Genomic DNA, 13,454 nt, shown 5'->3' on the forward strand with positions numbered 1-13,454 from the left:
GCGCGGCGATGCCGGAGCCGACGGCGCCGGAGCCGGTGAAGCTCAACCCTTGTATGTCGGCCTTGGCGGCAAGCTCGCGGCCGATCGTCGATCCCGATCCCATCACCAGGTTAAAGAGGCCTTTCGGGATCGCCTGCCGGCTGATGATCTCGGTCAATGCCCAGGCGCTGGCCGGGGTGAGGCTGGCCGGCTTCCAGATCACGGCATTGCCGAATGCCAGCGCCGGCGCGATCTTCCAGGACGCGGTGGCGACGGGGAAATTCCATGGCGATATGATCGCAACGACGCCGAGCGGCTCGCGCTCGATCAGCACATCGACGCCGGCCCTGACGGAGTCGGCCGAGCTGCCCAGATTACGCAGCGCCTCGGCGGCGAAATAAGTGAAGAACTGCCCGGCGCGATAGACCTCGCCGACACCTTCGGGAAGGGTCTTGCCCTCCTCGCGCGAGAGCAGTTCGCCAAGTTCCTTCGAACGCGCCATCAACTCGCGCCCGATGGCGTCGAGAACGGCAGCCCGCGCTTCCAGCCCCGCCGCCGCCCATTCCCGCTGCGCGCCTTGCGCCGCCGCCACGGCGTCATGGATGTCGGACAGCCGCGCCTGCGCGAAGCGTCCGACGATGTCGGTCACGTCGGATGGATTGATGTCCTCGACCCAGCCGGCGCCGTCGCGCCATTCGCCCGCAACGAAGTTCTGACCGTTCAGCATCGTGTTCGACCTGCATCAATTCGGTTGACAACGACCTAACCAATGCTGTGAACTTCAATCAAGCTCAATTTTTGGCACAAATGTTCAGGCAAGCTTAACATTGACCAAAACCATCAGCCTGACCGGCATGCGCAGCTTCGTCGCGGTCTGCGAGACCGGTGGCGTGCGCGCCGCCGCCGACCAGATCGGCCGCACGCCCTCGGCCGTGTCGATGACCCTGAAGCAATTGGAAGACGATATCGGCGCGCCGCTGTTCGAGAGCGAGCGCAAGGGCGCGCTTTCGCCGGTCGGCCGTATCGTGCTCGACGAGGCGCGCGCCATGATCGCGCATTACGACCGCGCCTGCCTGGCGATGACCAGCTATGCGGCGGACCGGCAAGGCCGCTGCGACGTGGCCAGCGTGCCTTCGGTCGCCGTGACCCTGCTGCCGCGCGCGATCGCTAAGCTTCGCGCCGAAGGCAGCCGGTTCGACATCCATGTCCGCGACAGCGATTCCAGCGCCATCGTCGAGGYGGTCGAAAACGGCATGGTGGAGGTGGGCCTGTGCGTGCTCGCCAGCAAGCGGCCGCAGCTCAGCTTCGAGCCGCTGTTCCACGAGCCGCTCGATTTCGTCTGCCCGGCCGATCATCCTTTGGCGAAGTCGAAACGTCCGTTGAGATGGGCTGAGCTCGATGGCGAGAGCTTCATCCGCAACGGCGCGGCCGCGGCGCTCGGGCTTGCCGAGACCGAGGCGCTTGCCGCCGGCTCGAAGCTCACCGCGACCAATGTGAGCTCCAATTTGGCGATGGTGGAGGCCGGGCTCGGCGTCACCATCCTGCCCCGGCTCTGCCGCTGGAAATCGAGCCACGACGTGCGCTTCGTTCCGCTTGCCGACCCGCGCTCGAGCCGCACCGTCGGCTGGATCGCCAAGGCGGGCCGCAACCTGCAGCCGGCGTCGCTGCGGTTCATCGAATGCATTCGCCAGCAAGCGCAAGCCGGCGAGAGAGAATTTGGCTATGCGGCGGCATGATTGGCGGATGATCGGATGACACGACTGACCCAAGCCCGAATCGAGACGCTGGCTTCGGCCGCCCTGCTTCGCCACGGCGCCAGCGAGCGCCAAGCCGGTGCGCTCGCCGCGGCCATCGCGGCGGCCGAACGCGACGGCCTGAAATCGCATGGCCTGATGTATCTGCCGACCTATTGCGAGCATCTGACCTGCGGCAAGGTGCTGGGGCAGGCCGAGCCGCGCCTGACGCAGCCGGCTCCGGCGGTCGTCGCCGTCGATGCCGCAAACGGCTTTGCCCATGCGGCCATCGCCCTCGGCCTGCCGGCGCTTATCGAGGCGGCGCGCTCGCAAGGCGTGGCGGCGCTTGCCATCCGCAATTCCTACAATTGCGGCGCGCTGGGCTATCACACCGAAAACATTGCGCGGAACGGGCTTGTYGGTCTGGGATTCACCAACGCGCCGGCCTCGATCGCGCCCTGGGGTGGCCGCAAGGCGGCGCTGGGCACCAATCCATGGTCGCTGGCGGTCCCGGACGGGCGAGGCGGTGCGCGCTTCGTCATCGACCAGAGCGCCAGCGTCGTCGCCAAGAGCGAGGTCATCAAGCGCGCCCGCGCCGGCGAGCCGATCCCTGCCGGCTGGGCCTTCGACGCAAGCGGCGAGACGACCACCGATGCCGGCGAAGCCTTGAAGGGCACGATGGCGCCGGCCGGCGGCTACAAGGGCGTCGGCTCGGCATTGCTGGTGGAGATCTTCGCCGCATGCCTGACCGGAGCCAATCCCGGGCTTGTCGCCAGCCCCTTCTCCGGCACCGCCGGTGGCCCGCCTGGAACCGGCCAGTTCTTCTTGGCGGTCTCGCCCGATACGACGTCGACCGGAGCGTTCGCGGGGAATCTGGAAACCGTTGCCGGCGCTTTTGCCGGCGAAGCAAGGCTGCCGGGCGTGAAGCGTTTTGGCGCGCGAGAGCGGAATGYAACCGAAGGCATCGAGGTGGCGGCGGAGACGCTCGCCACGCTCGAAAAGCTGGCCGGGACCGCCGCATGACGGCGATCGCGCTGCGCCCGCCGGAGGTCGTCATGCGGCTGCAGCGGCTTGGCGCCGCGCATCCGACGCGTCTCAGCTTCCTGCGCCAGCTGATCCGCCGCGCCACCAGGGAAAAATGGCGCGTGCGCAAGCACCTGTTCGACCTGGACGACAATGGGTTCGGGCGCGCGGTCTATGCGGTCGAGACGCCGGCAAGGACCTACAGCCTGGTCGCCTTCTCGACGCCGCTCGACGACGAGGAGCGCTCCGACCGGGTGATCGCGCAGGCCTGGGACACCAGCTACGTGCTTTACGACGGATTGCCGGACGCCGCCGAGATCGCGCGGCTGGAGGCAAATGCGCCGCTGCAGGAGGCGGGCCGCTACACCAATCGCGAGCTCGTGCTGGCGCGCGCCAACAAGAGCGTGCGGCTGTTCGAGGACGTGGTTTCGGCGCTGGCGCGGGGGCGGCAGCCGGACGAGGAGCAGCTGCTCGGCGTCGGCTATCTGCTGCGCACCACGGCCGTCTACGGCAACGGCAAGTTCGGCATCGCCGACCGCGACGAGATCGCCGGGCGCCCGGAACTTGCCGGATCCTTCCAGGCGGAGATGCTCACCGTCTGGCTGATCCGGTCCTTCACGCTCGACCTTGTCGATCACATCGCCTGTCGCCGCAACCCGGCCGGCGCGGCAAGGCTGGCGTCGGACTTGCGCCGGGCGCTCGGGGTCGGCAATGCGACGGGGCTCGGCATGGCGCCCTTCCTCGTGCGCCATCCGCTGTTGACGCATAGCTGGTTCCTGGCCCGTGAAACCGCGCTGGCGCGGGTGCGGGCAGAGCCGCATGCCGGCGCGGCGGAACGGATGATTTTTGCGCAAGCGCTCGCCGATTTGTCGCGACGCGTCGCCCGCTGGCACAGCGACGATGATCGCCAGGCCGCCGCGACCATGTCGCTGGCCGCCGATCTCGATGCGCTGACCGAAAACCTCGACCGGCTCCTGGCGAAACCCCGGCCCTGGGACGCGGTCTATCGCTTCGCGGAAGACAATTTTTCGCTGGAAGGGCAGGAAGCCTGCGTCTCGCTGATCCTCGAGCCGCATGGCGCGCTGGTCGACGAACTCGGCGACACGATGAAGGCCGACGAGACGCCTGGACATGCGATCGACGGCAGCGTCACCTGCGCTTCGCTTCGCCAGGCGCTTCTCGACGCCTATTCCTGGGCGGCTGATGTCGATTTCGCCGACCCGGCTGCCAGTGCGCGCTTCTGGTATGTATCGGCGGAGAAGCTCGAGCCCCGGCTCGGCGAGCGGTTCGAGGAGGACGGCGCCGAGCTCGAACAGCCTTTGGCCACCGCGCGCGATGCGCTCAGCCTGGCGGCCGCGCTGGCGCAGGAACCACAATCGGCCAGTGTCGCCGACTTCCTGCTGCGTCGGCCGGAATGGCGCCATGCGGTGCGGCGCGCCCAGATCGTCGCCAGGTTTCCCTACGCCGAGATCCACGACAATCTGATCGGCGCCGACTTGCGGCCCGTCGACATATTGCGCGCCAAGCTGGCGTTCTTCGGCGCGCGCAGTTTCGATCCGCGCTCCGACCGCTGGCTGCGGATCGCGCTGTTCAGCGGCGAGCCGCTGATCGAGGATGTCGCCGCCATGGCGACCGCAGGAGAGGCCGCGTGATCGAGCTCTCGCTCAACGAAGTGGAGACGCTGGGCGCCAAGGCGGCCCGGGGCGCCGGATTTTCATGGGGACTGGCCGAGGATATCGGTCGCGCGGCGCGCCGGATCGCGGTTGAGGACGACGATTGGGGCGTGGCCATGCTGAGCCTCGCCGAAAACGCGCAATCCCTCGACCCGCCTGATCCTGCCCGCGCGGCGCGCTGGCGAAAGGGCGAGCCCGACAGGCCTGCCGAAAGGCCGCTCTGTCCGATCCGAACAGCGGCCTTGCTGCTCGACGATCCGCTTCCGGCAAGCGCGCTGCCGCTGACAATCATCAATGTCGGCCTGCCAATGTGGCTCGACGCCATGCTGCGCCGCTCGGCCATGCGCGTGGCGCGGCCGGTCGGGCTGGTGGCGCGCGCCGATGTCGTCGTCGAACACCGCGCCGACATCGATCAGTCGGCCACGGGCCGGCGCGGCGCGATCGACGAGCGGACGCTTGCGGCGCTCAATTCCTTCGCCGCCAGAACCTATGTGCCGGAAAGCGAAAGGTCGCGCGTGCGCGGAGCCGGCGGCGGCCGGGTGGACGATGAATAACAAGGGGAGAACCAAATGAGCGCAGCCGACGGCCAGAAGATCGCCATGCGTGGAGCGGGCTATTACTCGGCCAACACGGTCGGCGCCAAATATGTCATCGACAAGGTCGGCGATCTCGTCGTCAAGGCCGTCGCCGGAATGCCCCGGCTGGCCGATGGCCAGCCTTTCGCCGTCGCCGATTTCGGCGCGGCCGACGGCGGCACCTCGATGGACATGATGCGGCGGCTGGTCGGCGCCGTTCGGGAGAGGGAACCGAACCGGGCGATATCGATCACCTATACCGACCTGCCGCACAACGATTTCTCGACCCTATTCCGGTTGAGCCAGGGACTGCTTGGCACCTCGACGGAGGTTCCGCTGGCCGAGACGCCCGGGCTCTACATTTTCGGCAGCGGCACCAGCTTCTACCGCCAGATCCTTCCCGACAATTCGCTATCGTTCGGCTTTTCCGCCACCGCGATGCACTGGATCAGCACGCGGCCCTGCATGATCGCCGACCATGTCCAGGCGGTCGGCGCGACCGAGGCCGAGCGCGCGCAGTTTCGCGCCCAGGGGCTGCGCGACTGGGAGACGATCCTGCTGGCCAGGGCCCGTGAGCTGAGGTCCGGCGGCCGGCTGGCGCTGGCCAATTTCTGCGTCGACGAGGAAGGCCGCTATCTCGGGCACACGACCGGGGTCGACATGTTCGACAGCTTCGCGCGCCATTGGCGCGATTTGCTTGCGGCGGGGCGGATCGGCGAGGCGGAATATGTCAACGCGACGTTCCAGCAGTTCTACAAGACGCCGGACGAGTTCGCGGCGCCCTTCCGCGATCCCGCTTCGCCGGTGTCGCGGTCAGGGCTGAGGCTCGAGAATATCTTCACCATGGTGACGCCATGCCCCTATGCCGAGGCCTTCCGGGTCCATGGCAACGCACAGGCCTTCGCCAAGGCCTATGTGCCGACGCTCCGCTCCTGGTCGGAAACCGTCTTTGCGAACGCGCTCGATCCCTCGCGTCCCTCCGGTGACCGTGCCGCAATCGTCGACAATCTCTACGGCGCCTACGAAGCCGATGTCGCGCGCGCCCCCGAAGGCCACCGGATGGACTACGTCCATTGCGTGACGGAGATCGTCAAAGAGTAGGGATACCGCCATCGCGAACTTCGCGCGGCTCAGTATCAGGTGCTTATCTGAAATCCCGGGTTAAAGGGTTTCAAGCCGCTGGTTCGGCAGTGAGCTCCTGGATTTTCCCGAGAAGATTTTTGACGAGCAGCTGGTAGGTGYGGGTGAGTTCGTCCGGCGACAGTTCAACTCTGATGTCGTACTTGCCGGAATAGTTCACCTGGAGATCRACGGTTCCGAACAGCGTCGTTGCGCCATCGCGAATGTCGGTCGCCACGATCATGTTCGCCAATGGCTGATCCAGCAGAATGACGCCTGGTTCTCCGGGATGATTGTGCGTTGTCGTGCGTATTTTCACAACGTAACCCTCCTGTCAGGTGAGAGCCCGCCTCGCTACATCAGCATCGGGCCCTGTCCAAAATAGAAGCCATCCCCTCGAAACGCGAGGAACAAAAATGGATGGTATCGGCGCGGCCACGAATCTGTGTTATGCACCGCCCGATCAAGCGAAGGACGACACACGTGAACGAACTGACCGTGGCCGAGGCGACCGAAAATATCTATGCCTCACTCCGAGCGGACAATGCCGACCTCGATGCGCATATCGCGACGCTCAAGGCAGCGCTGGCACGGGAGGGGAAGAAACAGGCGGTGTTCGATCCGGCCAAGTTGGCGCAGAACAACCGCGCCGGCCGCAAGTTGATGCAGGCCTATTTTCGGYAGCGCGGCATCAGCGTGAGCTTTTCGGAGTAGATCGGCTCCCGACCTGCGCTTCCGCGCTCGTGCCRTCGCAGCTCAACTGCAATTCCATGTCTCTATGGGCCGATGCGTGCCGTCGGCCTGATCCGCCAGTCAATTGCGGCTGTTGAGATGCCGGACCTGCCGCAGCGCGGGGAACAGATATGCCCACAGGCCGGCGACGGCGACGGCGCCGATGCCGCCGATCACCACGGCGGGAACCGTGCCGATCAGCGCCGCCATGGTGCCGGCGCGGAATTCGCCGACCTCGTTGGAGGCGCCGACGAAGACCTGGTTGACGGCGTTGACGCGGCCGCGCACCTCGTCGGGCGTCCAGAGCTGGATCAGCGTCTCGCGGATATAGACGCTGAACATGTCGGTGGCGCCGAGCAGCGCGAGCGCCGCGATCGACAGCCAGGTGACGGTCGAGACGCCGAACAGCACGGTGAAGGCGCCGAACAGGGCGACGAAGCCCAGCATGATCTTGCCGGCGTGGTCGCGGATCGGGTGGCCGGCTAGCCAGACGGCGACGCAGATGGCGCCGATGCCCGGTGYCGAGCGCAGCAGGCCGAGACCCCAGGGGCCAAGCTCGAGGATGTCGCGCGCATAGACCGGCAGCAGCGCCGAGGCGCCGGACAGGAGCACGGCGAAGAGGTCGAGCGAGATCGCGCCGAGCACGATCTTCTCGCCCCAGATATAGCCGAAGCCGGCAAACAGCGTCTGCATCGTCGGCTTGTCGGTGGCCGTCTGCTGGGCGGGCTTGGGGATGGTGAAGACGAGCAGCGCCGCGACCAGCATCAGTATGGCGGCGGTGGCATAGGCGACTTCAGCCGAAACGCCGTAGAGCAGGCCGCCGGCGACCGGGCCGACGATGGTCGCGGTCTGCCAAGCCGAGGAGTTCCAGGCGATGGCGTTGGCGAAATCCTCCTGCGGCACCAGATTGGCGACCAGCGAGGACGATGCCGGTCCGTAGAAGGCGCGGGCGATACCGAATATGGCGAGCACGACGAAGATTGGCAGCGGGCTGCCAGGGCCGCGCAGCGTCAACACCAGGAGAGCGAGCGCGCAGCCGGCCTCGATGAGCGACGACAAAGTCATGATCAGGCGGCGGCCAAAACGGTCGGCGACGACGCCGGTGACCAGCACCAGGAGCAGCGAAGGCAGGAACTGGACGATGCCGACAATCCCGAGGTCGAAAGGATTGCGCGTCAGATCGTAGATCTGCCAGCCGACGGCGACCGACACGATCTGGGTGGCGAACGTCGTGAGGAAGCGCGCCGTCCAGTAGCTGAGATACGGTCGGTGCCGGAACGCGGCGTAGCGCTGGTCTGGTGACGTTGCTTCGACGGTCATGGTTCGAGGGCCCCGTTGCGACAACGGCCGGCGGGGCACTTCCACGGTGGGCRCTGGTCCGGCCGCAATCCTTTAGCCCAGTTCGCCAAGCCATGCGCGCAAAAAATCCGCGCCGGATCAAAGAAAATCGAATTTTTTGCCCGGATGGCGGCTCAGTCCCGCAACGCGGCGGATATGGCGTCGAGCCCGCCGCGCAATTCCGTTTCCGTCGGCCAGCCGAAACCAAGGCGGAAGAAGCGTTTCGGCATCTCGAACCAGTGGCCGGGACCGACATAGGTGCCGTGCTGCTCCAGCAGCCTCGCGTAGAATTTGTCGAGGTCGAAGCCGGCATCGACGTTGAGCCGCGGAAAGCCGACGACGCCACCCTGCGGCCGCACCCAGTCGACCAGTGTCTCGCCGTCGATCCAGGCTTGCACGATGTCGCGGCGCCTGGCCATGTCCGGCAGCAGCGAGGCCAGGAAGGCGTCACGGCGTTCGAGCGTGGCGCGGGCGATCGCCTCGTCGATGACGCTGCCGCAGATGCCGATCTGCTCCTTGGCGGCGAGGAAGGTTTCCTGCAGTTCCGGATCCCGGGTCACCAGCCAGCCGATGCGGATGCCCGGAATGCCGAAGGCCTTGGACAGCGAGCAGACGCTGATGGCGCTGGGGCTGAGCGACGCCGCCGCGGGCAATCGTGTCCCAAAGGAAAGGTCGCGATAGGTCTCGTCGACCAGCAGCCGGCATTTGCGGCTCTCGGCAAGCGCGACCAGCGCATCGAGATCGGCGCGTGCCATCATCGTGCCGGTCGGGTTGTGCGGGCAGGTTACGCTGATCAGCCTGGTGTTCGGACGGATCTCTGCCTTCACGCGCTCGATGTCGACGGCAAAGCCCTGGTCGAAGTCGACATCGACATAGGAGATGGCGCAGCCGATCGCCTTCGGCGTCTCGATGTTGGTGGCGTAATTCGGCCGCACGACGACGAGATGGTCGTTGGCCGACAGCAGCGACGTGGCGATGATGAACAACGCGCCTGCGGCACCCGCCGTCACCAGCACATCGTCCGGGGAAAGGCCTCTGTCTTGCCCGGCGATCAGCGCGCGCAACTCCCTGTCGCCGCGATGCTCGCCATAGAACAGGGTGAGGTCCGGAAGCGTCAGACCGATGTCGGAGAGCTTCTGGTCGGCGATCGAGCTTTCGGAGAGGTTGTAGCGGATGCGGTCGTAGCCGTATTCCTCCGGCGCTTCCTTCTCGATCACCATCCTGGCGTAGTTCATGGCCGGCTCCCCCATTGGAGCGCCTCGCCGTCTCGCGGAAACGGTAAATCGCTCCATTTCTTGTTTTTACGCAATTCCGGACGGAAAACCGTTTTTGCACTTTTCCTGGAATTGCTCGCCTTATCCAAGCCACAAAAGCACGAAGCCTGCCAAGGCGGATTCCTCGGCAGGCTTGCTTAAACCATTGGTGCAGGCGCGTTATTTCAGGCGGGCGCCTTGGCCTTCCGGCCCTTGGCGGGCTTCGCCGGCTCCGGTTCCGCCTTGCGTCCGAGGCCGATCGACTTGGCGAGCTGCGAGCGCGAGGCCGCATAGTTGGGAGCGACCATCGGGTAGTCGACGGGCAAGCCCCATTTGGTGCGGTAAGCTTCGGGCGTCAGGCCGAAATGCACGCCGATATGGCGCTTCAGCGATTTGAACTTCTTCCCGTCCTCGAGGCAGATGATGTAGTCCGGCGTCACCGAGCGCCTGGGATTGACGGCGGGGACCGGCGGGGGCGCCGCGGGCTCCGCCGGCTGGCTGATCCCGCCGATCGAGGAGGCGACGCTGGCGATCAGTCCGCCCAGGTCCGAAGCGGGCAGGCGGTTCTTCGCGACATAGGCCGATACGATGTGAGCGGTGAGTTCGAGCAGGTCGACTTCCTTGGCTGTGCTGGTGTCCTCGTTCACGTAATCCCTCCATTTCTGCCGCAAGGCCGCGAAACCGATCCGGTTGTCGCGGTGTACAATATCAAGGCGCTGCGAGCGTTGTTGGCGAATTCTGAAAAGCCGCAGGGGCCGCAGGCCGGCGAATTCCTAGTCGGCAAATCTGCGTGGCGCAACGTTTTGTCGCGTCAATACACGCTGTTTTGAACAATTATACTGAAATGTAACAATATCAGACGACCAGCGCCTTGTCGCGCCATAGACGAAATCCACCCTCGAAAGCGCGAGTGTTGTCGCCGCGCCGGGATTTTTCAGGCAATTCATCGAGCTTGTCGACATTGCCGCCGCCGATCACGACATAGTCCGGCTGCAAGGCGGCGCGAAGCCTGCCGACCACGTCGAAAACGTATTTGCGCCATTTCTTCTTCCCGTGTTTCACAAGGCCGCGCTCGCCGACATAATCCTCGAAAGTCGCTCCCTTCTTGTAGGGCAGATGGGCAAGCTCCATGGGCTGGCCGACATTCTTGATGATCATGGCGGCGCCCAGGCCTGTGCCGAGGCCGAGGAACAGCATGCGGCCGCCGTCATAGCTGCCGATCGCCTGCATCAGCGCGTCGTTGACGAGCTTCACCGGCATGCCGAAGGCGGCGGTGAAATCATAGCCGTTCCAGCCCTTGCCGAGATTGAAGGGATCGAGCGAGRGCTTGTTGTCCTGCACGGGGCCGGGATAGCCCATCGAGATGACGTCATAGTCCAGCCCCTCGGCCAGTTTCTTGACCGAAGCGACGACCTGGTCCGGGGTCAGGCTTGGCCCCGAGGGGGTGCGGCGCATCTCGCCACCCACGCTGGTGAGGATCTTCACATGCGAGCCGCCGACGTCGATGGTGAGCACGATCGGATCGCCGCTCGCCGCGGCTTTCTTTGCTGCCTTGGCCATTTTGTCCTCCCCGGAAATTACTTGGTCGGATTGATCCAGCCGTCGGGCGGGCCGAAGCCGTGCATGGCATCGGCCGGCCCCCAGGTCTTGGGCGCATAGATTGCCGGCGCCGTGGTGTCGCCGAGCACCGGCCCGACGATGCGCCAGGCAAGCTCGGCCGCATCCTGGCGCGTGAAGAGCTGGCCGTTGCCGTTCATGGCGTCGCCGATCAGCCGCTCATAGGGCGGCATGTCGCCCTTGGAGTCGTCGAGCGCGGTCAGCTCCACCTGCTCGCCGACCATGTCGTCGCCGRCTCTCTTGCGCTGGGCGCCGATCGAGATCGCCACCTGAGGATCGATGCGGAAGCGGACATAATTGGCGTCGGACGGCTTGATCGGATCGAAGACGTCGAGCGGCGGCCGCTTCAGCCGGACGATCACCTCGGTGGCGTGCACCGGCATGTTCTTGCCGGCACGGATGAAGAAGGGCACGTCCTGCCAGCGCCAGGTGTCGACGAAGAAGCGCACCGCGGCGAAAGTCTCGACCGGCGAGTTTGGCCGCACGCCCGGCTCGGCCAGATAGCCGTCGAACTGGCCGCGCACGACATCGTCCTTGTTGAGCGTGCGGATGGCGCGCAGCACCTGCACCTTCTCGTCGATCAGGTCGTCGGCCGAGCGGCCGACCGGCGGCTCCATGGCCAGAAGCAGCAGGATGTTGAGCAGGTGGTTCTCGATGACGTCGCGGATGCAGCCGACATCGTCATAGAATTTGCCGCGCCCCTCGACGCCGAAATCCTCGGCCATGGTGATCTGCACGCTTTCGACGAAGTTGCGGTTCCAGATCGGCTCGAGGAAGGCGTTGGCGAAACGGAAATAGAGCAGGTTCTGGATCGCTTCCTTACCGAGATAATGGTCGATGCGGAAGATCGACTGCTCGTCGAAGACCAGATGCAGCACCCGGTTCAGCCAGCGCGCCGACTGCAGATCGTGGCCGAAGGGCTTTTCCACCATCAGCCGCGCGCCGCGCGCGGTGCCGGACTGCTCCAGGCCCTGCACGACCGTTTCGAACATGGTCGGCGGCACCGCCATGTAGTGCAGCGGCCGCTGCGCGGAACCCAGCGCCGTCTTCAGCTTCTCGAAGGTCGCCGGGTCACGGTAGTCGCCGCTGACATAGCGCAGCAGCGAGGCGAGCTTGGAAAAGACCTTGTCGTCGACCGCGCCCAGCGCATTGACGATGCCGTCGCGGGCGCGGTCCACCAGCTTGGGGAGTTCCCAAGGCTCGAAGGCGACGCCGATCACCGRCTCGCTCAGCGTCCCCTTGGCGACCATGTGGTAGAGCGCCGGGAAAATCTTCTTATGCGCAAGGTCGCCGGTCGCTCCGAAAAGCACCAGCGTGTCGGACCTCTCCTGGCTCATGCGGACTCTCCCCTCACGCGCCGGTCTTCGGCTTTTCGACATGGCCGCCGAAGGCATAGCGCATGGCGGACAGAAGCTTGTCGGCGAATTGCGATTCGCCCTGCGAGGAGAAGCGGTCGAACAGCGCCGAGGACAGCACGGGCGCCGGAACGCCGGTGTCGATCGCCGCCTTCAGCGTCCAGCGGCCCTCGCCGGAATCGGAGACGCGGCCGCCGTACTGGGCAAGCGTCGGATCGCTCTTCAGCGCGCCGGCGGTGAGATCGAGCAGCCAGGAGCCGATGACGCTGCCATGCCGCCAGACCTCGGCGACCTGCGGCAGGTCGATGTCGAACTGGTAGTATTGCGGGCTCTCAAGCGGGCTGGTCTCGGCGTCGGCGGTGCGCTGCCTTTTGCCGGCATTGGCCGATTTGAGGATGTTCATGCCTTCGGCATAGGCGGCCATGACGCCGTATTCGATGCCGTTATGCACCATCTTGACGAAGTGGCCGGCGCCGCTCGGGCCGCAATGGAGATAGCCGAAGGGCGCCGTGCCGGCATCCTTGGGCGGATTGGCGCCCGCATCGGCGCCCGGCGCCAGCGTGGCGAAGACCGAATCGAGATGTTTCACGGCGTCATCGGGCCCGCCGATCATCAGGCAATAGCCGCGCTCCAGCCCCCAGACGCCGCCGCTGGTGCCGACGTCGACGAAGTTGATGCCTTTCACCGCCAGCTTGGCCGCCTGGTCGACGGCGTCGTGGTAATAGGAATTGCCGCCGTCGATGATGATGTCGCCCGGCTCCATMAGCGCCGCGACCTGGTCGACGATCCTGCCGGTGATCGCGGCCGGCAGCATCAGCCAGGCRCAGCGCGGCTTGGCGAGCTTGCCGACGAACTCCTCCAGCGAGGCCGCACCGATGGCGCCATCCTTGACCATGCCGGCGACGCTTGCCGAATTGATGTCGTAGACGACGCATTCATGGCCGTCGCGCATCAGGCGCCGCACCATGTTGGCGCCCATCCTGCCTAGTCCCATCATTCCGATCTGCATGGTTTCATCCCGATTGCTTGAGGAAAGAAGAAATCTATTGGCCCTGTT

At 65.7% G+C, this 13,454-nt stretch carries 14 protein-coding genes; 6 read left to right on the top strand and 8 right to left on the bottom strand.

Annotated features, from left to right (window positions below; translation table 11 throughout):
• Window positions 1-706, bottom strand: a 706-nt coding sequence (locus LCM4576_RS06125; protein ID WP_116397889.1) for an aldehyde dehydrogenase family protein, incomplete at its 3' end; no start/stop codon positions are given.
• Between the two features lie 100 nt (window positions 707-806).
• Here LCM4576_RS06125 and LCM4576_RS06130 point away from each other — a divergent pair.
• Genes LCM4576_RS06130 through LCM4576_RS06150 form a run of 5 tightly spaced genes read left to right on the top strand, consistent with a single transcriptional unit; the run spans window position 807 to window position 6,084 of the window.
• The gene (locus LCM4576_RS06130) at window positions 807-1,715 is read left to right on the top strand and encodes a LysR family transcriptional regulator (RefSeq protein WP_071031027.1); all 909 of its coding nucleotides are present in this window, start codon (window positions 807-809) and stop codon (window positions 1,713-1,715) included.
• 15 nt (window positions 1,716-1,730) lie between these two features.
• Window positions 1,731-2,735 carry an Ldh family oxidoreductase gene (locus tag LCM4576_RS06135; RefSeq protein WP_071031028.1) on the top strand — a complete coding sequence of 335 codons (1,005 nt, stop codon included), beginning with the start codon at window positions 1,731-1,733 and terminating at the stop codon, window positions 2,733-2,735.
• Complete coding sequence (locus LCM4576_RS35615) at window positions 2,732-4,387, top strand: hypothetical protein (protein ID WP_116390044.1); 1,656 nt, start codon at window positions 2,732-2,734, stop codon at window positions 4,385-4,387. Before LCM4576_RS06135 ends, LCM4576_RS35615 begins: the two co-directional genes overlap by 4 nt.
• Entirely contained in the window at window positions 4,384-4,962 is a 579-nt protein-coding gene (locus LCM4576_RS06145) for a DUF3726 domain-containing protein (protein WP_071031029.1), read from the top strand. The genes LCM4576_RS35615 and LCM4576_RS06145 overlap by 4 nt, the downstream gene beginning before the upstream one ends.
• Window positions 4,963-4,977: 15 nt before the next feature.
• A complete protein-coding gene (locus LCM4576_RS06150) occupies window positions 4,978-6,084 on the top strand; it encodes a hypothetical protein (RefSeq protein WP_071031030.1) in 1,107 nt (368 codons plus the stop codon).
• A 70-nt stretch (window positions 6,085-6,154) separates the two neighbouring features.
• Here LCM4576_RS06150 and LCM4576_RS06155 read toward each other — a convergent pair whose 3' ends face one another.
• Complete coding sequence (locus LCM4576_RS06155; RefSeq protein WP_131803224.1) at window positions 6,155-6,421, bottom strand: hypothetical protein; 267 nt, start codon at window positions 6,419-6,421, stop codon at window positions 6,155-6,157.
• Between the two features lie 131 nt (window positions 6,422-6,552).
• On the opposite strand from LCM4576_RS06155, the gene LCM4576_RS06160 reads away from it, so the two are divergent.
• The gene (locus LCM4576_RS06160; RefSeq protein ID WP_071031032.1) at window positions 6,553-6,816 is read left to right on the top strand and encodes a hypothetical protein; all 264 of its coding nucleotides are present in this window, start codon (window positions 6,553-6,555) and stop codon (window positions 6,814-6,816) included.
• Between the two features lie 99 nt (window positions 6,817-6,915).
• On the opposite strand, the gene LCM4576_RS06165 is transcribed toward LCM4576_RS06160, so the two are convergent.
• The 6 genes from LCM4576_RS06165 to gnd all read right to left on the bottom strand — a co-directional run bounded on the left by LCM4576_RS06165 (window position 6,916) and on the right by gnd (window position 13,406).
• On the bottom strand, window positions 6,916-8,154 hold the full coding sequence (locus LCM4576_RS06165; RefSeq protein ID WP_071031033.1) for an MFS transporter: 1,239 nt from the start codon (window positions 8,152-8,154) through the stop codon (window positions 6,916-6,918).
• A gap of 152 nt (window positions 8,155-8,306) precedes the next feature.
• The gene (locus LCM4576_RS06170; RefSeq protein WP_071031124.1) at window positions 8,307-9,407 is read right to left on the bottom strand and encodes an aminotransferase class I/II-fold pyridoxal phosphate-dependent enzyme; all 1,101 of its coding nucleotides are present in this window, start codon (window positions 9,405-9,407) and stop codon (window positions 8,307-8,309) included.
• A gap of 203 nt (window positions 9,408-9,610) precedes the next feature.
• Window positions 9,611-10,072, bottom strand: coding sequence for a MucR family transcriptional regulator (locus LCM4576_RS06175; protein ID WP_071031034.1), 462 nt, complete (start codon window positions 10,070-10,072; stop codon window positions 9,611-9,613).
• A 208-nt stretch (window positions 10,073-10,280) separates the two neighbouring features.
• Window positions 10,281-10,985 carry an ROK family protein gene (locus LCM4576_RS06180; protein WP_071031035.1) on the bottom strand — a complete coding sequence of 235 codons (705 nt, stop codon included), beginning with the start codon at window positions 10,983-10,985 and terminating at the stop codon, window positions 10,281-10,283.
• Window positions 10,986-11,002: 17 nt separating this feature from the next.
• The gene (gene zwf, locus LCM4576_RS06185) at window positions 11,003-12,379 is read right to left on the bottom strand and encodes a glucose-6-phosphate dehydrogenase (protein WP_071031036.1); all 1,377 of its coding nucleotides are present in this window, start codon (window positions 12,377-12,379) and stop codon (window positions 11,003-11,005) included.
• Window positions 12,380-12,392: 13 nt separating this feature from the next.
• Window positions 12,393-13,406, bottom strand: a complete 1,014-nt coding sequence (gnd, locus tag LCM4576_RS06190; RefSeq protein ID WP_071031037.1) for a phosphogluconate dehydrogenase (NAD(+)-dependent, decarboxylating) — start codon at window positions 13,404-13,406, stop codon at window positions 12,393-12,395.
• Window positions 13,407-13,454: the final 48 nt, after the last annotated feature.

Origin of the sequence: Mesorhizobium sp. LCM 4576 (assembly GCF_001854815.1) — a bacterium.
Classification (GTDB): domain Bacteria; phylum Pseudomonadota; class Alphaproteobacteria; order Rhizobiales; family Rhizobiaceae; genus Mesorhizobium; species Mesorhizobium plurifarium.